Source organism: Virgibacillus salinus, from assembly GCF_900102415.1.
Taxonomy (GTDB): domain Bacteria; phylum Bacillota; class Bacilli; order Bacillales; family Amphibacillaceae; genus Lentibacillus; species Lentibacillus subterraneus.
The window spans coordinates 1-21,922 of record NZ_FNKD01000004.1 but is presented as its reverse complement, the minus strand read 5'-3'; the positions used below and the strand labels follow the sequence as shown (position 1 = coordinate 21,922).

Below are 21,922 nucleotides of genomic sequence, written 5' to 3'. Positions count from 1 at the left end.
AGAAAAAAGACTGGTCCGTGATTGGATCCAGCCTGAATTTTGATTGATATTTGATTGAATTTATTTGGGTTATGAGTAGATGTTGCTTGATTGTTTCTCGTCGTTCTTCTTCTGTTTTCATCATTCTCACATACCAACTTTGTTCCCTAAGGAAGAACTTTGTTACATAGGGAAGGAGATTGATTTCGGGAAACAATTAACGGTTACCTCTCTCAGTTTCTATAATTCTTACATAAAAAAATCGGGGTACATACCATTGGTACGTATCCCGATTGGGACGAGCGATTTAATACATAGTCTGCATAAAATGTTGAGTTACCAACTTTTTTGTTCGGTTACCAACTTTGTTGTAATTCAACAATAATGTATCTGGGACATTTTTTCAGTTCCTGACTTTTTTGTCTAGTACCCAACTTTTTTGTTCAGTACCCGACTTTTTTGTCATCAAACAACTCTTTACTCACATTCTATAACTCTATTCAACCGTAACACTTTTCGCTAGATTTCTAGGTTTATCGACATCGCAGTCACGATGCAGTGCTGCATAGTATGCTAGAAGCTGCAATGGTACAACGCTTACGAGTGGTGTTAAGAGCTCATGTACGTGTGGTACAACAAATGCATCGGTATCCTGCTCGAGGCCTTTCATGCTCATGACCATTGCGTTTGCGCCACGTGCTTCTACTTCCTGTACGTTGCTGCGGATTCCGTAATTAACTTCTGATTGTGTTGCTAAAGCAATTACAGGAGTTCCATCTTCAATTAGCGCAATTGTCCCGTGCTTCAATTCTCCACCGGCAAAACCTTCTGCCTGGATATAAGAGATTTCTTTTAACTTAAGTGCACCCTCTATACATACATAATAGTCAGTGCTGCGTCCGATGAAGAATGCATTACGCGATGTTGCCAGATAGTTCTTCGCTAAGTCTTCAATTGCTTCTTTTTGATCTGTTAATACCTCCATTGCATTTGCAACAATGGCTAGTTCCTGCATTGGATCAAAGTCTAACTGCAGTTCTTTTGCCTGTGCTGTATCTACTGCCAATATAGCTAATACTGCCATTTGTGCTGTGTAGGCTTTGGTTGATGCGACTGCAATTTCCGGTCCTGCATAAAGATTTAATGTGTAATTCGCTTCACGAGAAAGGGTGGATCCTGGCACGTTCGTAATCGTTAGTGCTGGATGTCCCAATTCCTTAATTTTTACTAAAACTGATCGGCTGTCGGCTGTTTCACCACTTTGTGAAATAAACACAAATAATGGTTTTTCCGATAGCAGCGGCATATTATAAGAAAATTCACTTGCTACATGGACTTCGACTGGTACGTTTGCTAATTTCTCAATGAACTGTTTGCCAACTAACCCAGCGTGATAGCTTGTGCCTGCTGCAATAATATAAATGCGGTCACATGCTTTCATTGCATCACGAACATCCTGATCAAGCTTAAGGTTGTTGTCGTCATCCTGGTATTCCTGGATGATTCTGCGCATAACAAAAGGCTGTTCATCAATTTCTTTCAGCATGAAGTGAGGATATGTTCCTTTTTCGGTATCACTCACGTCAATTTGTGCTGTAAATGGTTTACGGTCAACAACTGTACCATTCAGCTTTTGCACCTCAACAAAACTGCGATTTACAAGGACAACTTCCTGGTCATAAATTTCAAGATATTGGTCTGTTTCTTTCAATGTTGCCATTGCATCGCTTGCAATTACATTGAAGCCGTCACCTAGGCCAATTAGTAATGGGCTTTTATTTTTTGCCACATAAATGGTATCCTGATCTTCTTTGTCGATTAATCCAATCGCATAAGAACCTTTTAATAGACTAATTGTTTGGCGAAATGCTTCTGCAGTGTCTTGGTATTTGTTGAAGTTTTTTTCAATTAGCTGAACAATAACTTCTGTATCTGTCTCACTGATAAACGAAACATCACCCAAATAATCTCTTTTTAAATCCTGGAAGTTTTCGATGACACCGTTATGAACAAGGGTGAACCTGCCTGTTGTGCTTTGATGTGGATGTGCATTCGTCGCACTCGGCACACCATGTGTTGCCCAACGTGTATGACCAATTCCCATTGTTGATTCAACTGTTTCATCTACACGGCCTCTTAATGCTGCAATTCGGCCTTTCACTTTAAAAAGATTCATTCCATTATCGTTTAACATTGCAATTCCCGCTGAATCATAGCCGCGGTATTCCAACTTTTCCAGTCCATTTAGCAATACGTCTTTTGTATCATTCTGTCCAATATATCCTACAATTCCACACATATCGTTGCATCCTCCTTGATTAAAAGAGGCAGACAAACGACCTGTACGTTTAATTATACTGGGGCGTTCGGCTGCCCCTTTCTCGTGTATATATAATTAATACATCCTGCTTTATTCCATTGTCCAACAAGTCACCTTGCTGTTTTAGAAAATAAAGCATATCGATTGGGATGTGCAATCGGGAGGTATCCGCCGATTCATTCGATTAACCTCCACCTCGTCAACTATCTTCGTTCCCGTCCAGAAAATAGTTCAGGCGCTTTTCGTACGTTATAACATCGATCCACCTTTCTATGTTTGACTAAATACATCCACCCTCGTGTTTATCCTAAAATTTCGGATAGTAAACCTTTTTATAGGGCTCATTACATTTTAACCGAGGCGAGCTTATACGGTCAATTACTTTTTTCGTAAGGGTGTTGTATTATGTATATGTCGAGTTTACATATATGTACATTATATGATGTCATCATGTATACTAGGAGAAAAATATGAGGTGAATCTAATTAAAGTATTTAGATCATATGATTATCAGAAACTTGCAAGGCTAAATGAAGTTGTTCATAATCTGCACGTTAAATTATACCCTCGTTATTTTACGCCGTATAACTATTCAGAAATGGAAGTCGAGTTTGAAAAGTTAATTAGAAAACTTGGCTTATCGCCAAGCCTTAATGGCGAAAGCCTTAGTTGCACTTATGCAGTAAGAAAGTAATTATACTTTCTTAACTGCCGAAAAATGAAAAATGCACCTTTTTAATTTTATCAGATAAAGGTGAAAACAAAGGTTTTATCTTTTTTGAAATACTGAATAAGCCTAGCACACCATTTAAAAAGCCATATAAAAGCCTGTATGTGCATCAGCTTAGCATAAACGAGTCAGAGCAACGAAAAGGCTATGGACAAGCACTAATGGAGAAGACCCAACAAATTGCACACAACGAACAAGTTGATTGCATAGAGCTCGATTACTGGATTAAAAATGAATTTGCCAGACAATTTTATCAAAAAAATAATTTTGTACTAGAAAGAGAGTTTGTACGAAAAAATATTTGAAAGCCAAGGTGATAATCTATGAATATTGCAGATATCCCATTTAATATGAAATTTAAATACGGACCGAATTTACGGGAAGTTGCTCAGGATCAGTTGAGTATGCTTGAAGGAATGCTATATATTAAAGAACAGCTTAATGATAATACATATGATGATTATGAAAAAAGTAAACGGTACGGGTTACTTGGTTACTTTTTAAGAATAATAGGTGAATTGGAAGAAAGTAAAAAACACCTCAACAAAGCAATTACAATTTCCGAAAATACGAACAATGAGCAAAGTGTTTTTGTTAATAAAATACGTTTAGCAAATACCTATCAATGGGAGAACAAATTCGATATTTCCAACAAAATGTTTGCTGAATTAATTGAAATGGCAGAAACAGATTCGAATTATAGCGCATATTTGGACTTTGTATATCAACATTATGGCAAAAATCTGTTTGACCAAAAAGAATTTCAGCGTGCGACAGATTACTTTAATAAAGCTTTGGAAATACGCCTGGAAAAAGGTAATAAAGATCTTATTTCAGAAACCGAACACGCTATTCGAACATGCAGTTATAAGTAGTCCTATCTTTCTACTCCTACAATCGAATACTAAACGGAAAAAGTGGCATGTGAAATTTATTTTAAAATCATGCCACTTTTTTGGGCTGGCAAACGATAGTAATTATAGATCAAGCTCTACCCTGTCTAGCAAATGTATTAAGATTTCCCAAAGTGGATTTCAGGCTTGCTTCGTGATCTTCCTGGCGAATTCCTTCAGGTACGTTCTCACAAATGATAGTGACTTTGGTACTCTCTGAGACAGTGTCCAGAGCCCAGGTCATGATCATTGCACCCGCAAACGAGGGATCCTTTGATTTGAATTTGATCTCTTGCACGATTTGCTTATCCTCGACCAGTTTTAAAAATATCCCCCGAACGACGTCAGTGTCCTCCGAAGTTTTGCCAGGCATCGAACGATTTGGGCTGACATAGGTAAGAGACATTTGATAGGCTACTCCTTCCCGGGGTTCAAAAAAGTTGATACTACCTTTCATCCCTTCCGGTGGTAGCCATGAAACGAGCGCCTCCGGGTCAGTGAATGCCTGGTAGATAGTTTGCGCTGATACTTTAATAACTTTTGAAGCAGAATCAGTTCTCTTCTTGCCTGACGAGTTTGTCATGAAACAATCTTCCTTATCGGTGTTATAGTGATAAAGCTAATACTCCTGCGTAAATCCTCAGCGGGATTTGTTCCTTTATTTTGTTTCTGAACTTTTACATGTTCTATCTGATTTTCTCAGCCAACTCTAAAATAATCCCTTCTGGTCCACGAACGTAGCATAACTTGTAAGCGTTTTCATAGTTTTGTATCTCACCAATAAGTTCCGTGCCTTTCTTTTTCAATTTGGCAACAACGGTTTCAATATCTTCAACAGCAAATGCAATATGCCGGATACCCAAGGTGTTTGCAAAAGATTGCTGAATACCTTTTTCATCTGACGGCGTATGGAATTTGACCAGCTCCAGAGTTGCCTCGCCGTCCGGCATCCCTAACATTACAACCGTCTCTCTAACATCATCAAGCCCAATTATTCGTTCTACCCACTCCCCTTCTACTTCTCCTTCCCCTAGCATTTCAAGCCCAAAATCGAGAAAGAACTCTTTAGCAGCAGAGAGATCATTTACAATTACACCTACATGATCTATTCTTTGGATCTTCATATCCATACCTCCTGTTATTTTGTAATTCTAATTCGCTAAAAACAGAACATATCCTTATTAACAATCTGGCCCTTTCGTATTATGGAAGTATCGTTTTATTTTAATTATCATAAACCCCTTTAGAAAATAATATCCAAAGGGGTAACATGATGCCGATATCCTAATAGGCATCTCAGCTTATATCGCTTTCAAATTCACAGCTTATGCTTTTCCAAAAAGTCCAGCATACGGTTATAAACGTTAATTTCATTTTCCTTTTTAGAGAATCCGTGTCCTTCATCTTCAAGCACGAGATACTCTACATCGCGGCCCGCTTCTTCAAGCTTGGCTACAATATTGTCGGATTCTTCTTTTACGACACGCGGATCTTTTGCTCCCTGGATAACGAGCATTGGCTTCGTCATTCCATCTAAATATGTCACTGGTGAGTCTTTGATAAAGCGTTCTTTGTCACGTTCCGGATCACCTAACCAACGATCCATGATTGGTTTCCAATGCGGAGGTACAGAATTGATGAATGAGAATAAATCGGATGGTCCAAAAATATCGACGCAGGCTTTAAAATATTCTGGATGGCGTCCATGAAGTAATAATGTCATGTAACCACCATAACTGCCACCAACCAGGAATAACTTGTCACGGTCCGTTTCATTTTTCTCAAATAACCATTCAATGCCCGCTACGCAGTCCAAACGTGGCCCTTCTCCCCAGTCCTGTTCGACTAGTTTTACAAAAGAGGATCCATAGCCTGTGCTGCCACGGAAGTTTGGTGCAAAAATTGTGTATCCACGGTTGAGAAAACACTGGAACATGGAGCGGAATGACTTTCGCTCAGATGCCTGCGGTCCGCCGTGTGGCCAAAATATCGTATAGCCATTATCATTTTCAGGTTTTGCCTTAAACAGTAAAGCTTCAATTTCCATCCCATCAAATGACTTATAGGATACAACATTAGGCTCAACCATATCATCGTTATCCAGTCCTAATACACGGTTGTTAGTCAATTGCTTCCAGCCTTTACCGTCTTCCGATTTAAAAATATTATGTGGTACTGTCGCGCTTCGTCCCAATACGTAAAGATTGCCTGACTTTGCGACTTGAATTTGTTCAATGACATCGACTGGTGCCGACAGTTTTGTAAGACTCTTAGCGTCCAGATCATAACGGTATAATTCATCTGTAACCCCATTTTCAGTAACAAGGTATAACGCATTATTATCTTTATTGAATTTTAGTGATTCAACGCTTTCATTCTCGATGGAAATTAGTGATGAGAATTCTTTTGTTTCAAGATCAAATCTAGCAACATAACTATATTCACTATCATAGTTGGTTACAAAATAGATCGTTTTTTCATCAACAAATACTGGATCAAAGGTTACATGAACTTTTTCAGGATCCGGTGTCAAGCTGTGCTGTTCTTCACCGGTTTTAACAAATCCTGTAACAAAGGTATTTGCAAAAGCCCTTAAATAGACAAAAGCATCTTCATTCTTCGAAACAGCTGCTAATTCTGTAGGAGACACTTCGCCAATATTGACTAATGTATCTGTGTTATTTTCCAAATTACGAACACGCGCATTCAGAAACGACGGGTTTTCCTCTGAAGTCATGTAATAGACGCGCTTACCATCTTCACTCAGGTGAGCAAAAAAGTACTTCTCCGCTGCATCCCCTGAAATCAATGGCTGCGGTAAGCCACCCTCACTTGGTATTGCATAAATTTGGTGGTTCTCATCGCCGTCTTTATCGAATCCAGCTAATACATGGCGATTTTCCGGATCAAATTTGATAAAGCTGCAGGATTCATCATGATGGGCAAACTGATACGGAAATGTGTCAGGCAGATCCATTGCCCACAAGTTCATTTTGCCATTCAGGTTTGAACTGAATACAAGACGTTTTTCATCATTACTCACTGTAAAATTCGTGATGACATACGTACGAAAAAATTGCTCCACAGTTGGTTCTGGAAATTGTATCATCATATTCCCCCTAAAATAATTCTCTTTCCTATGATGTTTGAAAAGTTCCATTTGTAAGAATAATTATAACGTAAATTACGTATAGGAGATAGTGCGTTTGTGGTTTATTCCTTTTTCGTTATTCTATCAGTATCTTCTTAATGAAGGAGGTGTTTCATTGAACAAAATTAAAAAATATTTCTTATGTAGCGAATATTATCATTGGGATATTTACGTTTTACGAATACTTATATCTTTGGATACTTTTTGGCTGGGGTGAACAATTTCAATTAAATTTATTAGAAGCACTTATAAGTTTGTCTCTAGGTGCTATTTCATTTCTTGGCATTAATTACTTTTTATTAAAGAACGAAACAGCCTCCAGGAACTATCGGCAGATTGGATTAGGTATCGCTTTCCTCACAATTATCATTATCATAACCGTTATTGAATTCTCATTAGATAACTTGGCTTTTCGCCTAGCCTTGTTGCACTTATGCAGTAAGAAAGGATTTATAATTTTGTATCTGCTAAAAAAACCGCCCATTTAATTGAGCGGTTCCTTAAAGTTCATTCTATTATTTCATCCCAAGCAGGTCATCAATCACTGTGACAACCTGATCAGCATATTTTTCACATGCTTCCTTCGTTGGTGCTTCCACCATTACACGTACCAGCGGTTCTGTTCCAGATGGACGTACAAGAACTCGCCCTTCTCCGTCCATTTCTTTTTCCACTGCTTCGATTGCTTCATTGATTCTAGGATTTGTTAGTGCACTCTTCTTATCGATTACTCGGATATTTTTCAGTACTTGAGGATAAATTTCCATTTCATCTGCAAGCTCTGATAATTTCTTTCCGGTTTCTTTCATAACATTTATAAGTTGGATCGCGGATAACATGCCGTCGCCTGTTGTATTATAATCAAGGAAGATAATATGTCCGGACTGCTCACCACCAAGGTTATAACCGCCTCTAACCATTTCCTCCATTACATAACGGTCACCGACTGCCGTTTTATCACTGCGCATGCCATTTTCTTCTAACGCTTTATAAAAGCCGATATTACTCATAACAGTTGATACAACCGTATCATGGCGCAGTACACCTTTTTCATTCATGTACTTGCCGCAAATGTACATAATTTGATCACCATCAACAATGTTTCCTTTTTCATCTACTGCAATTAAGCGATCACCATCACCGTCAAAGGCAAGCCCAACATCGGCACCCTTTTCAGTTACAAATGCCTGCAAAGTTTCTGGATGGGTTGATCCAACACCATCATTGATATTCAAACCGTCTGGAGAAGAACCAATAGAGAATATATCTGCTTCTAGATCTGCAAATAAATGTGTAGCTAAACTGGATGTTGATCCATGTGCACAATCTATCGCTATTTGCATATCATCAAAGTCATTATCAATTGTCCCTTTCAAGAAAGAAAGATATTTTTGTCCGCCTTCAAAGTAATCGTTAACTAGTCCAACATCAGCACCAACCGGGCGAGGCAGATTATCCTCAGCTTCCATTAATTGCTCGATTTCATTCTCTTGATCGTCTGTTAACTTAAAGCCATCTGGTCTAAAAAACTTAATACCATTATCCTCAACCGGATTGTGTGAAGCAGAAATCATGATTCCTGCTTCGGCACTTGTTGCTTTTGTCAAATAGGCAACACCTGGCGTAGAAATAACTCCTAAGCGCATAACCTCTGCACCAATAGAAAGCAGTCCTGCTACAAGGGCACCCTCTAGCATATGTCCGGAGATTCGTGTATCGCGCCCAATTAGAATTTTCGGCTTCTTTATATCTCTTGTTAATGCATAACCGCCAAAGCGGCCTAATTTAAATGCCAGCTCTGGTGTTAATTCAGTGTTTGCTACTCCTCTAACACCATCTGTTCCAAAATAATTTCCCATGTTGGATCTCTCCTTTACATCCATTTAACCAATTGTGAGAGCATTGTGGATTTAGAGCACTTAATATTACTCCCTAATCCATTTCATAAAACACTATCCCTATCAATCCTATAAAATCATCATGTAATTTCTATTGTAACTTGACCAAACTGGCCATCTACTTCACTATTCTCAGGACCTTCAACTGTTACCGGAAGCTGATGCTCCCCACTCTCTAGTCCTCCGGCATCCACTGTTACCTGAAAATCCTCTGCTGTAAGTTGACTAACATCACTTTGGTTACCTACAACAGTTATATTCATAACCGGTTCTGCAGGTTCAACAAACGAAACTTCTTGTCCTTCCTCAAGATTTTCCACATCTATCGGAACATCCTCAACAGTTTTCGTCTGCTCAAGTTCAATTGTAACCTCAACTTGCTCTGTTTCTGGTACATTGGCACCATTTGGCAATGCTAGTCCAACATTAATCGTGCCAGACTCGTCTATCTCTGACAAATCAATATCTTCTGTTGAAACTTCTTCTATACCTTGTAAAACATCACTTGTTGCGAATATTTCTGCCTCATCTACATTAGCAGATATGGAGGACAATGAATACCCTTCAGGCAGTTCTCCGGTTGTCGACAGGGTTACTGGAACTGTCTTACTCGGATTTTGAATTTCAGCAGAAACAGCTATACTCTCGGGTTCGACTCTAACATTCAGCTCATTCCCACTGGCATCATATACATTAACTGGAACTTCCCGATTATCAATATTTTCCTCAAGTTCCGCAACATCCACAAATACTTTAACAATTGCTATTTTGCTAATAACATCACTTGAGCTTGTAATTGTCACGGTTTGCGGGATTACTTCTGATTCTCCTACTTCAAATCCCTCTGGAAGTTGTTCGGTATTAATAAAATCAACTGCGACATCAAACTGTTCTGATGCTCTCTCTTCAATTATTACTTCAATTGTTTTTGGCTCTATATATACTGTAAGCTCATCTGGAACACCACTATGCTGCATCTCAACCGTATGTGTACCTTCTTCAAGATTTTGCAGGTCGACAAACACGTCAAAATTCTGCTGTCTTGCTGCAGCTGTCGTTGTACCTGTTGGACCTTCTAACGAAACCGTAGCCACTTCCGGTACACCACTTACTACATAATTATCTTCATCAATTCGTATATTTACTGGGACATTCTCAATCGTCTGAATTCCTTCATTGTTATTTGGAATTCGTGAATCGTTTTGATATTGCCCTATCTCCACTTGCACAAAGACATACAGGACTATTGCAAAAAATAGTGAAATACCACGGACAAACCATCGACTTTTAAACCAATTATCCATTTTCTTTCCCCCTCTGATTTCGTGTCTTAGATTCAGGGGCTCTTAATGATAATGGCAAATTATCACGAAGGTATTTACGTAAACCCTCGCGGTCCAATTCGCGCTTTAATTCGCCGTTTTTCGTACATGATATGTTTCCGGTTTCTTCAGATACAACTATTGTAATTGCATCCGTTACTTCACTAATACCCATTGCAGCCCGGTGTCTCGTCCCCAATTCTTTTGAAATGAACGGACTTTCAGATAGCGGTAAATAACAGGCCGCAGCCATAATTTCCTCATCCTTAATAATTACCGCCCCATCATGCAATGGTGTGTTAGGTGTAAAAATATTCGTTAGCAGTTGATGTGTGAGATTACCGTTAATTGGAATACCAGTTTCAGCATAGTCGCCAATGCCAGTCTCACGCTCGATTGAAATCAAGGCACCAATACGGCGCTTGGCCATATAAGTACTTGATTGAACAATTGCTTCAATTTTTTGTTCCAAAATTTCTTCCTCTGATTTTGACCCTCTGGAAAACATATTTCCCCGGCCCAGCTGCTCTAATGCCCTTCTAAGCTCTGGCTGGAATAATATAATTATGACAACAAAACCCCAGTCAATTGCCTGGTTTGTAATATATTGAATCGTATGTAGATCAAATGCGATGCTTAACAACCAAACGGCCAATACGACAACAATTCCCTTTAAAAGCTGAATTGCCTTCGTACCTCGAATTAACATGATTAATTTATATAAAACATACCAGACGAGAGCAATATCTATGACGATTCTCAACAGGTTTAAAAAATCAAATCCCCCATCAAGCATGTTCACACTTCCTTCCGCACATATGGTTCCTTCCTATCTAAATGTAATAATAGTATATCCATTATATCATATTTTGTATTGTACCATGTTATATTGCAAGCACAAAAAAACCCGGATTTTATACCAGGTTTCTTCGGCCTTTATTCTAATGCATATTCGAAACTAGTCCCAATGAGAAAATACTTTCAACCATATCCTTCAAGTGGAACCAGATCCATTCAAATATTCGATCTACCTCTTTTAGCTCTCCGTTTACTTCACCAGCAGATGCCATAAGACCAGATCCTTCAATCGAGTCATCCACAAGTTCACTATTTATCAATGTAACATTGCCATCTACAGTTCCATCTATCCTCAGATTACCATTTTTAACTAATAGGTCACCCGATACTGTAACCCCTTCCGGAACAATAACAGTATCACCTTGAATAATCAGGTTTTCCTGTTTGGAAACAACCAATTCACTTTCCTGATTCCAAGCTGAGAAAATACCACTAAACATAAAGATGAAGAATATTGCTGCCGATGTAATAATCGGATGCGCCCTAAACCAGCGCTTATACCTTACATGTTTCTTTTCTGTCGGTAATTTTTTCATCACATTAGTTGTAAAATCTGCTGGAGTAGAAATATGCTCGGCACTCTGAATAAGTGTGATCGTACGCTTCAATTCATGAAAGTGTTTTTGGCAAGCCTCACACTCTTCCAAATGGCGGCGCAAATTCGTTTCTTCTTGTTTGGTTAAATCACCATCTAAATACTTATGCATAAACTCGATAATTTCTTCATTACAGTTCAAGTTGATCACACTCCTTTACACATGACGAAGCTTTTTCCTTAGTGCTTCACGGCCCCTATGGATTCGAGTTTTCACTGTTCCTAGAGGGATATCCAGAATTTCACTAATCTCCTGGAGTGAAAACTCCTCTAAATACCTAAGAATAATAACACCTCTATATTTGGGTGGAAGTGTAGATATTTCGTGATGAATATAGTTTTGTAATTCCATTCTTTCTACTTCTTCTTCAGGTGCCGGTTCATCAGTCGCAAGCCGTGAATACATATCCAATCCTTCTGTCCCTTTTATTTCAGCATCGAGATAGTAATCCGGCTTACGCTTTCGTATCCGGTCGATTGTTAAATTAGTGGCGATTCGGTATAGCCACGTCGAGAACTTACGTCGATCGTCAAATGAGTGTATATTAATATATGCCCTAATAAACGATTCCTGGGCAATATCCTCCGCCTCATGCTGGTTTCCAAGCATCCGATAAACATGTTGGTAAATTTTATTTTGGTAAAATGAAACAACATCTTCGTAGGCGGACTGATCCCCTCTTTTAACCTGTTTTATTTTCTCTTTTATTATTAAGTTCATTATTAGTACCTCCGCTTACTATGCGGTATTTTAAATACGAAACAACATCGTGTAAGGTTTCAAAAACTTTTCTAAAAGTTGTTTATAATTATATTAAATTGGTAAATTCATACTACATTATACTAGATTGGAGACCAGTTTTGTGGAAAATAATTCAATATTGTTAGAAAAGATTGAGGATTGTCGTGATACCTTAATTTCTTTAAGCAACACCTATGGATTCACCTCTGAATTCGTAATTCAACCCAGCAGAAAATAAGACATACTTCTAAATGAATACCATAGTAACTTAATTACTTATTAAACATGCCAAAAATAGAGAGATATAGGGTAAAAAGACATGCAAAAATGGATGTCTTTTTTTTCTGCTAAAATGTTACAATAGAAGAAACTCTATAGCAGGTGTTTCTATGACCCATAAATACTTAATTGTATTATACAGTTCGTTATCGATCGCAATATTGTTTATCATTGAGCAAATTCTCTCTTTCGAGTATCTATATAAAACAATAGCAAAAGTAATAATTTTCTTCCTCGTACTATTTATTTTTCATTACATAACCAAAAGCAAAACCACCTACTTTGCGACACGAAGAATCGACACCAAGCGATTGAAAATAAGTGTCAGTTTGGGAATTGGGGCTTCCCTCATTCTAATAGGGACATATTTTGTTTTAAAAGATCATATCGACTTCGCTCAAATTAGTGAAAACCTGGCACAGAAAAACATTACTGGAGATACTTTTTTATTTATTAGTATATATATTATATTCGGCAATTCATTCTTAGAGGAGATTTTTTTCAGAGGATTTATTTTTAAAAATTTACAGCAGAAACATCGGCTATTTGCCTATATATATTCATCGTTTTTGTTTGCGATCTACCATACAGCAATATTTCTTACCTGGTTTAACATCGGATTATTCCTGTTAGCACTAATTGGGCTGTTTACGATAGGTTTAGTGTTTAACTGGCTCAATGAAAACTCCAGTAATATTTATAACTCATGGCTGGTTCATATAATTGCTGACATAGGGATAATTATTATCGCGTTAATAGCAGTATTTTAAAAGACTTTAAGAAGTCCGCCCTAATCAATACAACACGAATTTGATGCTTTGTAGAACACAAAAAGAGCATCAAATTACTTTCAATTCGATGCTCAATTCACTTTTTACTTCAAAACTACTTACTTCAACTTTTCACCAAACAGTGAACCTATCAACCCAACAGCTACAGTTGCCGTTTTATTCTTGTGGTCCAAAATCGGATTTACTTCAACAAATTCTGCTGATGTAAGGATATTGGACTCTGCAAGCATTTCCATTGCTAAATGGCTTTCACGATAGGATAAACCGCCAATTACAGGCGTTCCAACACCAGGAGCTTCCTCTGGATCCAATCCGTCCAAGTCCAGACTTAAATGAACTCCATCTGTACGATTCTTTAAGTAATCTATTGCCTGACTCATTACAGCTGGCATCCCCAACCGGTCTACTTCATGCATGGAATATACGTTAATGCCGCTTTCTTTAATCAAATCCTTTTCTCCCGGATCAAGTGAACGAGCACCTATGATCACGATATTCTCAGGCTTAATTTTCGGCTGGTAGCCAAGTATGTTCGTTAGCTTTTCATTCCCAATGCCCAAACTTACCGCAAGTGGCATTCCATGTATATTCCCAGAAGGTGATGTATCACCAGAATTCAAATCACCATGTGCGTCATACCAAATCACACCTAAATTTTCATAGTGTTTCGCAATACCAGCTAGGCTTCCAATTGCAATACTATGGTCACCACCCAATACTAATGGGAAATGATTACCGTTAATTTCCTTGTCGACCATTTCTGCAAGTTTCTGATTTGCATCAGCCACCTGTTGCAAATTACGCAAATTATCTTCCTGTCTCTCAAATTTGCTGTCGGGACGGGAAACTGGTACATCACCCAAATCATTAATGCTGTAGTTTAAATTTTCAAGTGTTTCAACAACCCCTGCATATCGAATAGCGCTTGGCCCCATATCAACACCGCGCCGACTTTGTCCAAGATCCATCGGCACGCCAATTATAGACATATTTTTCTTCATCTGAATTCCTCCTCTACCTTTTTATTTTAGCCAAAAAACAAGCAATGACTCAACTCGACAAAAATATGTATATATATACACTTGTATATGATTGCTGGATGCAGCGGATTGAAATAGCGAAGGATTTACTGGTATAAATAAAAGCAGGGTTGTCTAATGAAGACAGCCCTGCTTTTATATCTCGGTTGCACCCATCTTGCTAAGTTGAATATCCAGTGGTTTAATTCCTGCCTCTTCCCAGGCCTTCATTAGCTGCTGAGCTTGTTCTTTAGATGGCAGAAATGCGATCCCACAGTCACCGCCACCTGCTCCGGATGGTTTACCTGCCCCACCATGCAGTTCAGCTAGATCACACAACTTTTGCAGCATTGGGGTTTCTATATCTGCATTAGCGTGTTTTCCAACAGTAGCTAACGCACGTCTGTTCCGTTTCGTACCCTCAATAATAAGTGCAGCATCCTCCTCAGTAACTCCTTTGATAAAGGTACTTACTGCCTTATTACTTTCATCAAGAAATTGCTCATATAATGTATTATTCTCTGTTTTAAGGCGTTTGATTTTATCGATTAATTTCCCTGTCGATGCAGGGGTTCCTGTCCAGCCAATACACATGTATGCATTGACTGGCAGTTTAATTGGCTTAAGAGATAAATACTGCCAATCTTTTTCAACTAATTCCCTTATCGTGTCTGCCTTTTCATATTCGTACTGTAGCCATTCTGCTTGAAATGAGGCATATTGTAAAAAACCACCATAAGATGATGCAGCAACATCAGCTCCTGAACCACTTCCTTGTGTCTTTACATGCGAAATAGCCGCTAACTTAAAAATCAATTTAGCGGATGGCTCTTTTGGTAGGTATTTTTTTAAAATGGCAGCAACCACAGATGTAACGACAGCGGCACTAGAACCTAATCCGTATTTACGACCGGATTCGTCATCAAGTTCACTGCGGATTTCTAAATGAAAATTAGCTAAAGAGACGTTCATTTCTTTTAAATATGTATATACGACTGACATAGCATCTTCAACAAACTTTACACGCTTGTCAGCTGTCTTTATGTTGACCTTCTTTTCATTATAGGTCCATTCGAGGTTAGCTAAATCAAAGTTTAGCAAAGAAAGGCGGTTTTCATCCTGTTGTGTTAATGACACATAAACAAAACGATCAACCGCCATCACGACTAGGTTTTGATAAGCTTCAAGTACTGCAAATTCTCCTGCTATCATTAATTTGCCTGGGACTTTAAGGCTCAATGGTGTAGTTGGCAATACGGTTCAACTCCTAAATATAGGATACTCCTTGACCTGCTCGACTTGCAATAACGTCATCTACCCCAGGTATTTCACGGAGCGTACTTTGTATCGTTTCTTCGTTTTCTGGCAGGTAAAGAACTTTTACATTTGGACCTGCATCAATCGTAAAGTATGCTGAAACTCCGTTTTCACGCAGTTCCTGAACAGTTTGCATTACTGCCAGCGTTGTGTCACGCCAATACGTAAAAGGTGGATTGGCAGCCAAAGTAGTGGCATGCATTCTAAGACAATTAGCCTCAGCTATTTCTCCTACTTTCGCAAAGTCCCTATTCTTTATACCCTCTTTAATATTACTGAGATCATCTGGAATACTCTCAACCCAGCTGGAATAATAAGCAGACGTATCGACTGTCCGCTTCATACCTTCCCGGCTCAAAACCTTCTTAGCTGAGGAAGATAAAACGACTGCGGCGACGCGAATATCCCAATGATTTGCAGGTGCTACCTGAATAGCATAAGAATCAGATCCATCAGACCTGTCTCCTTTTTCCCATTCTACAAAGCCACCATAAATTGATCTGCAGGCTGACCCTGACCCTTGTCTGGTTAAGATAGAAAGTTCTTCATCACTGACCTTAAGTCCAAGCGATTTGGCAGCGGCTGTTGCTAATGCAGCAAACCCAGATGCTGAAGATGCAAATCCAGCAGCTGTTGGAACATAATTAGTAGAATGAACTTCTGCAAATAAATTCGGTTTTCCTGCATATTTCCTAATTAGGTCTAGAAATGATGTGACACGTTCATATTCCACACCACTTACAGGTTGATCATTTAAATAGAAACTGTCCTCTGTTAACGATTCTCTAAAATCAACAGTTGTCGTTGTATAAAATCCATCTAAAGTCAATGAGAGGCTATTATTCATCGGGAGTATTAACGATTCATCCCGTTTGCCCCAGTATTTAATTAAGGCAATATTTGTATGTGCTTTGGCTGATGCCTTCATTGTATATCCCCTCTGTGTCGCAGTTTAGAAAATATAAAAATCCTCGTACTGCATATATGCAACTAAGGCTTGATGATAAGCCACGTCTAATGATGATGCTTATTCAGGCTTCTTTCTTAGAACAAAAGGCCATACCGTGTGTGCGCCGAATTTCTTCAGCTTTTCAGATAGCTGCCTAGAGTGTACTTCATTACGTGCTAAGGCAATTATACAACCGCCATTTCCGCCTCCAGTTAATTTGGCACCTAAGGCACCTTCCTGGCGCGCAAAGTAGATTAACCTGTTCAGGCCCGCATCGCTTACACCTAGTGCTTCCAGTTCTTTTTGTGCTTCATTTAACATCTGTCCTAATAAATGCTTGCTCGCACTCTCAAGCGCATGTCTTGCACGATGCGTAATTTCACCAATACGGTCAAGCTTGGCCTGTATTCTTCTTGGAGCTGATTTGAACAAGTTTGCAACTGATTCAACAGCTAAACGTGTATCACCCATTCTGCCTGAATCGGCAACAATGAAGTGAAAATCACCCTTAGGTTCGATAAAATCAGATGGCAGTTCCTTCTCAAACCAGACCGGAAAGTCCGAAGTAATAGTTAGTGTATCGATACCACTAGGCACACCATGAGCATACGTTTCCGAAATGTTAGCTAAGGTCAGAAGTTCATCTTCTTCATAGTCCTGATTGTTATAGGCAAATAATGATCTCACTACCGCAATAGCCACTGAAGCACTTGATCCAAGTCCTTTTCCGGGTGGTATAGATGATTTAATCCGTATCAAAAGATCCTCACATGGTAACTGAAGATAATTTAAGGTTGCCTTAATACAATTTGCAAGCCCCTCCAGCGACTCTGGAGCAGATTCAAGCGGACCATGGTAAAAAGTACTATCAATCTTTACCGATCCTGGAACATAATCAATCACTGATTCCACCCCTACTAACGGGAAAGGAAGCGCAATAGCAGGTTGTCCGTGTACAACTGCATGTTCCCCGATTAAGATCAATTTACTATGAGCTATACCTATAGCTGTTTGTTCTGAAGTTGTTGCTTTTTCTGCACTCATTTTATATATTCTTCCACCATTTCTTTAGCTTTTCCAACACGGATTTCTTTTTCGTCTACTAGTCGTTCAGCAATGATATCAATCATCTCCCCTGTAGCTCCTGCTGCTATGGCAACAGAACGAGAATGTAAAGCCATATGACCTTTCTGAATACCATCGGTTGCTAAGGCTTTTAGTGCACCAAGGTTTTGTGCAAGTCCAACAGAAACTATAACTTGTGCAAGCTCCTGTGCTGAATCAACGTCTAAGATTTTATATGCAAGTTTAGAAATTGGGTGAACATGGGTCGAACCACCTACAGTCCCGACAGACATAGGGAGTTCTATTTCACCAACTAAATTTCCACCCTCATCCTTCGACCATTCTGTCATCGAACTATATTTCCCAAACCTCGCTGCGTGTGCATGGGCCCCAGCTTCAACAGCACGCCAGTCATTACCAGTTGCAATAACGATTGGATCAATCCCATTCATTATTCCTTTATTGTGGGTAACAGCGCGGTAGGGGTCAGATGCGGCAAACTCATAGGCATGAATAACTCCATCACGTACTTCTTCGCCTGTATAACCGTCTGTTTGTAATAATTCAGGAGGAATAACGCAACGCGCTCGTGCAAGACAACGATCAGGATAATTGGAAAGGATTCGTAAATATACTTTCCCTTCCGTAATGGTCTCAACTGTCGGTGCAAGTGACTCAACCATTGTGTTAATGATATTTGCCCCCATTGCGTCACAAGTATTTATATATACGTGAAGGATAAGCATTTGACCATATTTTGAGTCTGATTCTTCATTTAATACTCTAACTTCTAGATCCTCTGCACCGCCGCCCCTAGCCACTAAACTGGGGTATGCAGCATTAGCATCAGCAATCAATGCATCTTTTTCCTTTAAAACAGCCTCTTTTGCTGCTTTAAAATCTGGACAGCCTACTACTTGAATTTGACCAATCATAACGCGATCTGTCGCCTCTGTAGTAAATCCACCAGCATTTCTGACAGTTTTTGCAATGTAGCTTGCCGAAGCAACAACAGATGGTTCTTCAATTGCCATTGGTATTACATATTCATTCCCATTAATTAAAAAATTCAATCCCAATCCTAATGGAAGCGGAAAAGTCCCGACTACGTTTTCTATCATTTTATCCGCTGTATCAGTTGGAAGAGGCTCATTTGAAAACAAATAACCTTTCTCTTCATCAGTGAACGTATCCATCGTAGTCAACAACTGTCTGCGTTCCTCCACAGTCATATTGTAAAAACCAGGAAATCTAGAAGTTTTCATACCATCTCATCCTTTTAACTAGCATAATTTATATATGTTAAATTTTTCGTTTTTTAGTTAATGAATAAATTACTGTATCTATTATGTAAAAAAACAGTACAAAATGCAAATAAACAAGGTTGTTGGTAATCATAACGACCTTGTTTATCTGCTATTATAATATGTGTTATGTATTTACGCTAGTGTTTTTTCATATAAATTGATGAGCCATGGAGGATTCGAACCTCCGACCCTCTGATTAAAAGTCAGATGCTCTGCCAGCTGAGCTAATGGCTCATGTCATAAGTATTGCCCGAAAAACCTCATAAAATAAAAAAAGGCTGGGCTACCAGGATTCGAACCTAGGATCACGGGATCAAAACCCGATGCCTTACCGCTTGGCTATAGCCCAATTAAATATATATTATGGTGGAGGGGGAGAGATTCGAACTCCCGAACCCTGAGGGAGCGGATTTACAGTCCGCCGCGTTTAGCCACTTCGCTACCCCTCCATATTTTAACTACATTACTATAAAATATACATAAAAAATGGTGCCGGCCAGAGGAATTGAACCCCCAACCTACTGATTACAAGTCAGTTGCTCTGCCAATTGAGCTAGACCGGCATATATTAATGGTGGAGGATGCAGGGCTCGAACCTGCGACCCCCTGCTTGTAAGGCAGGTGCTCTCCCAGCTGAGCTAATCCTCCTATGTTCAGGATGTACTAGTACTTGGTTTACATGTGTTCCTAATTGCTTTAAATAATGGTGACCCGTACGGGATTCGAACCCGTGTTACCGCCGTGAAAGGGCGGTGTCTTAACCACTTGACCAACGGGCCTTACAATGGTTTTATGTAAGAAAGAAATTATACTTTTTTACATGCTAAAAAAAACTTGTCATAAACCGACGAATTTTATTATATACAGATTCAGCATCTTTGTAAAGGGAAAATAAGAAATTTTTATTTTCAAATACTTTCAATACACATATAATGTAATTATAGATATCATTTTGGGGGTATTTCATGTGGTATTGGCTAACTTTGGGTGGTGAACCATTTATTACGTTTGGCACAAGTCACATTATTATGCTACTTATATATTTCATAGGAATCGTAATATTTATTTTATTTCTAAAAAAAATCTTATCTAACACAACTTTATACAATATAATACGTTGGATCTTATTTAGCCTATTAATTTTATCAGAAGTATCCTATCAAACATGGACAGCTGTAAATGGAATATGGAGCTTGCGTGAGCACACACCATTACACCTTTGCGGAATTGCAGGTATAACAGGTGCAATTGCATTAGTTACTCACAATAGGAAGCTTATACAAATCACTTTTTTTATTGGTCTTATTCCTGCTTTACTGGCACTAGTTACTCCAGAACTGCCATATGATGTTCCACACTATCGCTTTTGGAAGTTTTTTATACATCATACTGCCATTTCATGGGCAAGTATTTTTCTAGTAGCAACCAATTCCTTAAAGATCAATTTTAAATCATTACTTGAAACTTTTGGCTACCTATTATTGTATGCTATTATAATTGGCTTCTTTATTAATCCATTTTTAGATTCCAATTACCTGTACCTTTCCCATACACCTACAGCTACCACACCACTTGACATGCTTGGCAGTGGTATTTGGTATTATATTAACCTTTGTGTGTTAGCATTTATTGCCTTCTTTGTTCAGCTACAGATTTATAAATTACTTAAACGTGAAAAATCAACACTCAAATAGCTTTGTGTGTTGATTTTTCAGTTAGGAATACATAATAGCTACTACCCAAACAATTACAATTACCGGTAACGAGGTATACAAAGATTGCCAGATCTTCATATTATGTTTTTTGATCAAAAAATACGCCACAAGCACTTCCGCTATAGTTACTACAATTGCTAAAATTAAAAGCAATGATAAACCACTTCCCATTTTAAAACCACCTATCTAATTATTTACTATAACAATTATATACAAAATTAGAAAACTTGGCCTATAGACAAGCCTTAGTTGCAATTGCAAAGAACAACTGCACTAGTACGTCTGAACTTCGGAGCTAGACGTGGCTGATTCGGTAATCCAATTATCCATAGCAAAATTTATAGTTTCTTAAACAATGAAAAAAGCGTTTAAACCTTATCGAGGGTTTAAACGCTTCTATCTAACTAAGAGCTTCCAAGCGGACTTGAACCGCTGACCCCCACCTTACCATGGTGGTGCTCTACCGGCTGAGCTATGGAAGCATTAAAATGGCTCCACAGGTAGGAATCGAACCTACGACCGATCGGTTAACAGCCGATTGCTCTACCGCTGAGCTACTGTGGAATAATCTATATAACCTTATGTATTGTGCTCATCGGGCTAAAAAATTATTAATTACTATAAAAAAGTATATAAAAAATAGCCTGGCGGCGTCCTACTCTTGCAGGGGCAAAGCCCCAACTACCATCGGCGCTGGAGAGCTTAACTACTGTGTTCGGCATGGAAACAGGTGTGTCCTCTCCGCTAATGCTACCAGACCTACAGGATGTAGGTCGTTCTGTGTTGTTCACAGGACGTGAACGATTTTAACAGAACTTCCTTAATAATCATATTGAAAGACAAAATATATTATATGCATTCCTAAGAGAAAATGCAAGGGGTTTTTTAAAGTTTGTACCCTAAAAACTAAATAAGAGCTTCACATCAACGTTTTCAACTTGTCATTATTAGTTAAGTCCTCGATCTATTAGTATCCGTCAGCTACACGTGTC

At 38.7% G+C, this 21,922-nt stretch carries 20 protein-coding genes, 8 tRNA genes and 1 rRNA gene; 5 read left to right on the top strand and 24 right to left on the bottom strand.

Annotated features, from left to right (window positions below; genetic code table 11):
* Positions 1–475 precede the first annotated feature (475 nt).
* Positions 476–2,278: a glutamine--fructose-6-phosphate transaminase (isomerizing) gene (gene glmS / locus BLS02_RS15710; protein ID WP_092493988.1), complete on the bottom strand. Its 1,803-nt coding sequence runs from the start codon at positions 2,276–2,278 to the stop codon at positions 476–478.
* A gap of 496 nt (positions 2,279–2,774) precedes the next feature.
* On the opposite strand from glmS, the gene BLS02_RS15705 reads away from it, so the two are divergent.
* From BLS02_RS15705 to BLS02_RS15695, 3 genes are read left to right on the top strand one after another with little or no spacing between them, the layout of a single operon-like run.
* A complete protein-coding gene (locus BLS02_RS15705) occupies positions 2,775–2,993 on the top strand; it encodes a hypothetical protein (RefSeq protein WP_092493987.1) in 219 nt (72 codons plus the stop codon).
* 14 nt (positions 2,994–3,007) lie between these two features.
* Positions 3,008–3,334 carry a GNAT family N-acetyltransferase gene (locus BLS02_RS19455; RefSeq protein ID WP_092493986.1) on the top strand — a complete coding sequence of 109 codons (327 nt, stop codon included), beginning with the start codon at positions 3,008–3,010 and terminating at the stop codon, positions 3,332–3,334.
* An 18-nt stretch (positions 3,335–3,352) separates the two neighbouring features.
* Positions 3,353–3,904: a tetratricopeptide repeat protein gene (locus BLS02_RS15695; RefSeq protein WP_175476816.1), complete on the top strand. Its 552-nt coding sequence runs from the start codon at positions 3,353–3,355 to the stop codon at positions 3,902–3,904.
* Between the two features lie 109 nt (positions 3,905–4,013).
* On the opposite strand, the gene BLS02_RS15690 is transcribed toward BLS02_RS15695, so the two are convergent.
* The 8 genes from BLS02_RS15690 to sigW all read right to left on the bottom strand — a co-directional run bounded on the left by BLS02_RS15690 (position 4,014) and on the right by sigW (position 12,467).
* The gene (locus BLS02_RS15690; protein WP_092493985.1) at positions 4,014–4,505 is read right to left on the bottom strand and encodes an SRPBCC domain-containing protein; all 492 of its coding nucleotides are present in this window, start codon (positions 4,503–4,505) and stop codon (positions 4,014–4,016) included.
* Between the two features lie 103 nt (positions 4,506–4,608).
* Positions 4,609–5,046, bottom strand: coding sequence for a VOC family protein (locus BLS02_RS15685; RefSeq protein ID WP_092493984.1), 438 nt, complete (start codon positions 5,044–5,046; stop codon positions 4,609–4,611).
* 194 nt (positions 5,047–5,240) lie between these two features.
* Complete coding sequence (locus BLS02_RS15680) at positions 5,241–7,031, bottom strand: S9 family peptidase (RefSeq protein ID WP_092493983.1); 1,791 nt, start codon at positions 7,029–7,031, stop codon at positions 5,241–5,243.
* A gap of 557 nt (positions 7,032–7,588) precedes the next feature.
* The gene (gene glmM, locus BLS02_RS15675) at positions 7,589–8,932 is read right to left on the bottom strand and encodes a phosphoglucosamine mutase (RefSeq protein WP_092493982.1); all 1,344 of its coding nucleotides are present in this window, start codon (positions 8,930–8,932) and stop codon (positions 7,589–7,591) included.
* A 119-nt stretch (positions 8,933–9,051) separates the two neighbouring features.
* Positions 9,052–10,275 carry a CdaR family protein gene (locus tag BLS02_RS15670; protein ID WP_092493981.1) on the bottom strand — a complete coding sequence of 408 codons (1,224 nt, stop codon included), beginning with the start codon at positions 10,273–10,275 and terminating at the stop codon, positions 9,052–9,054.
* Positions 10,268–11,089, bottom strand: a complete 822-nt coding sequence (gene cdaA, locus BLS02_RS15665; RefSeq protein WP_092493980.1) for a diadenylate cyclase CdaA — start codon at positions 11,087–11,089, stop codon at positions 10,268–10,270. Before cdaA ends, BLS02_RS15670 begins: the two co-directional genes overlap by 8 nt.
* Positions 11,090–11,234: 145 nt before the next feature.
* The gene (locus tag BLS02_RS15660) at positions 11,235–11,888 is read right to left on the bottom strand and encodes a zf-HC2 domain-containing protein (RefSeq protein WP_092493979.1); all 654 of its coding nucleotides are present in this window, start codon (positions 11,886–11,888) and stop codon (positions 11,235–11,237) included.
* Between the two features lie 15 nt (positions 11,889–11,903).
* Positions 11,904–12,467: an RNA polymerase sigma factor SigW gene (gene sigW, locus BLS02_RS15655; RefSeq protein ID WP_092493978.1), complete on the bottom strand. Its 564-nt coding sequence runs from the start codon at positions 12,465–12,467 to the stop codon at positions 11,904–11,906.
* 410 nt (positions 12,468–12,877) lie between these two features.
* Between sigW and BLS02_RS15650 the strand changes: the two genes are divergently transcribed.
* On the top strand, positions 12,878–13,537 hold the full coding sequence (locus BLS02_RS15650; RefSeq protein ID WP_092493977.1) for a CPBP family intramembrane glutamic endopeptidase: 660 nt from the start codon (positions 12,878–12,880) through the stop codon (positions 13,535–13,537).
* A 119-nt stretch (positions 13,538–13,656) separates the two neighbouring features.
* Here the strand turns inward: BLS02_RS15650 and rocF are convergent, their stop codons facing one another.
* The 11 genes from rocF to BLS02_RS15595 form a co-directional block, all read right to left on the bottom strand.
* The gene (gene rocF / locus BLS02_RS15645) at positions 13,657–14,559 is read right to left on the bottom strand and encodes an arginase (RefSeq protein ID WP_092493976.1); all 903 of its coding nucleotides are present in this window, start codon (positions 14,557–14,559) and stop codon (positions 13,657–13,659) included.
* A gap of 174 nt (positions 14,560–14,733) precedes the next feature.
* Positions 14,734–15,831, bottom strand: coding sequence for a phosphomevalonate kinase (locus tag BLS02_RS15640; protein WP_092493975.1), 1,098 nt, complete (start codon positions 15,829–15,831; stop codon positions 14,734–14,736).
* 13 nt (positions 15,832–15,844) lie between these two features.
* The gene (gene mvaD / locus BLS02_RS15635) at positions 15,845–16,822 is read right to left on the bottom strand and encodes a diphosphomevalonate decarboxylase (protein WP_092493974.1); all 978 of its coding nucleotides are present in this window, start codon (positions 16,820–16,822) and stop codon (positions 15,845–15,847) included.
* A 99-nt stretch (positions 16,823–16,921) separates the two neighbouring features.
* On the bottom strand, positions 16,922–17,887 hold the full coding sequence (gene mvk / locus BLS02_RS15630) for a mevalonate kinase (RefSeq protein WP_092493973.1): 966 nt from the start codon (positions 17,885–17,887) through the stop codon (positions 16,922–16,924).
* Positions 17,884–19,173 (bottom strand): hydroxymethylglutaryl-CoA reductase, degradative, encoded by a 1,290-nt coding sequence (locus BLS02_RS15625; protein ID WP_092493972.1) that lies wholly within the window; start codon positions 19,171–19,173, stop codon positions 17,884–17,886. Before BLS02_RS15625 ends, mvk begins: the two co-directional genes overlap by 4 nt.
* Before the next feature lie 203 nt (positions 19,174–19,376).
* Positions 19,377–19,449: transfer RNA gene (locus BLS02_RS15620), tRNA-Lys, on the bottom strand.
* Between the two features lie 44 nt (positions 19,450–19,493).
* Positions 19,494–19,564, bottom strand: a tRNA-Gln gene (locus tag BLS02_RS15615).
* Positions 19,565–19,579: 15 nt separating this feature from the next.
* A tRNA-Tyr gene (locus BLS02_RS15610) sits at positions 19,580–19,664 on the bottom strand.
* 38 nt (positions 19,665–19,702) lie between these two features.
* Positions 19,703–19,778: transfer RNA gene (locus BLS02_RS15605), tRNA-Thr, on the bottom strand.
* A gap of 9 nt (positions 19,779–19,787) precedes the next feature.
* Positions 19,788–19,863: transfer RNA gene (locus BLS02_RS15600), tRNA-Val, on the bottom strand.
* 56 nt (positions 19,864–19,919) lie between these two features.
* Positions 19,920–19,994: transfer RNA gene (locus BLS02_RS15595), tRNA-Glu, on the bottom strand.
* A 186-nt stretch (positions 19,995–20,180) separates the two neighbouring features.
* On the opposite strand from BLS02_RS15595, the gene BLS02_RS15590 reads away from it, so the two are divergent.
* Entirely contained in the window at positions 20,181–20,909 is a 729-nt protein-coding gene (locus tag BLS02_RS15590; protein ID WP_092493971.1) for a YwaF family protein, read from the top strand.
* Between the two features lie 21 nt (positions 20,910–20,930).
* Here BLS02_RS15590 and BLS02_RS19045 read toward each other — a convergent pair whose 3' ends face one another.
* The 4 genes from BLS02_RS19045 to rrf all read right to left on the bottom strand — a co-directional run bounded on the left by BLS02_RS19045 (position 20,931) and on the right by rrf (position 21,688).
* Entirely contained in the window at positions 20,931–21,101 is a 171-nt protein-coding gene (locus BLS02_RS19045; protein WP_175476815.1) for a hypothetical protein, read from the bottom strand.
* Between the two features lie 238 nt (positions 21,102–21,339).
* Positions 21,340–21,412: transfer RNA gene (locus BLS02_RS15585), tRNA-Thr, on the bottom strand.
* 7 nt (positions 21,413–21,419) lie between these two features.
* A tRNA-Asn gene (locus BLS02_RS15580) sits at positions 21,420–21,494 on the bottom strand.
* Positions 21,495–21,572: 78 nt separating this feature from the next.
* Positions 21,573–21,688 (bottom strand): 5S ribosomal RNA (gene rrf, locus BLS02_RS15575).
* Positions 21,689–21,922: the final 234 nt, after the last annotated feature.

What these genes read in the sequence shown, in the direction of transcription:
- glmM (WP_092493982.1), bottom strand. Translation starts at nt 8,932, where the DNA reads ATGGGAAATTATTTTGGAACAGATGGTGTTAGAGGAGTAGCAAACACT.
- mvaD (WP_092493974.1), bottom strand. Translation starts at nt 16,822, where the DNA reads ATGAAGGCATCAGCCAAAGCACATACAAATATTGCCTTAATTAAATAC.
- BLS02_RS15690 (WP_092493985.1), bottom strand. Translation starts at nt 4,505, where the DNA reads ATGACAAACTCGTCAGGCAAGAAGAGAACTGATTCTGCTTCAAAAGTT.
- rocF (WP_092493976.1), bottom strand. Translation starts at nt 14,559, where the DNA reads ATGAAGAAAAATATGTCTATAATTGGCGTGCCGATGGATCTTGGACAA.
- BLS02_RS15670 (WP_092493981.1), bottom strand. Translation starts at nt 10,275, where the DNA reads ATGGATAATTGGTTTAAAAGTCGATGGTTTGTCCGTGGTATTTCACTA.
- BLS02_RS15650 (WP_092493977.1), top strand. Translation starts at nt 12,878, where the DNA reads ATGACCCATAAATACTTAATTGTATTATACAGTTCGTTATCGATCGCA.
- BLS02_RS15625 (WP_092493972.1), bottom strand. Translation starts at nt 19,173, where the DNA reads ATGAAAACTTCTAGATTTCCTGGTTTTTACAATATGACTGTGGAGGAA.
- BLS02_RS19045 (WP_175476815.1), bottom strand. Translation starts at nt 21,101, where the DNA reads ATGGGAAGTGGTTTATCATTGCTTTTAATTTTAGCAATTGTAGTAACT.
- cdaA (WP_092493980.1), bottom strand. Translation starts at nt 11,089, where the DNA reads ATGCTTGATGGGGGATTTGATTTTTTAAACCTGTTGAGAATCGTCATA.
- glmS (WP_092493988.1), bottom strand. Translation starts at nt 2,278, where the DNA reads ATGTGTGGAATTGTAGGATATATTGGACAGAATGATACAAAAGACGTA.
- BLS02_RS15685 (WP_092493984.1), bottom strand. Translation starts at nt 5,046, where the DNA reads ATGAAGATCCAAAGAATAGATCATGTAGGTGTAATTGTAAATGATCTC.
- BLS02_RS15590 (WP_092493971.1), top strand. Translation starts at nt 20,181, where the DNA reads ATGTGGTATTGGCTAACTTTGGGTGGTGAACCATTTATTACGTTTGGC.
- mvk (WP_092493973.1), bottom strand. Translation starts at nt 17,887, where the DNA reads ATGAGTGCAGAAAAAGCAACAACTTCAGAACAAACAGCTATAGGTATA.
- BLS02_RS15680 (WP_092493983.1), bottom strand. Translation starts at nt 7,031, where the DNA reads ATGATACAATTTCCAGAACCAACTGTGGAGCAATTTTTTCGTACGTAT.
- sigW (WP_092493978.1), bottom strand. Translation starts at nt 12,467, where the DNA reads ATGAACTTAATAATAAAAGAGAAAATAAAACAGGTTAAAAGAGGGGAT.
- BLS02_RS15695 (WP_175476816.1), top strand. Translation starts at nt 3,353, where the DNA reads ATGAATATTGCAGATATCCCATTTAATATGAAATTTAAATACGGACCG.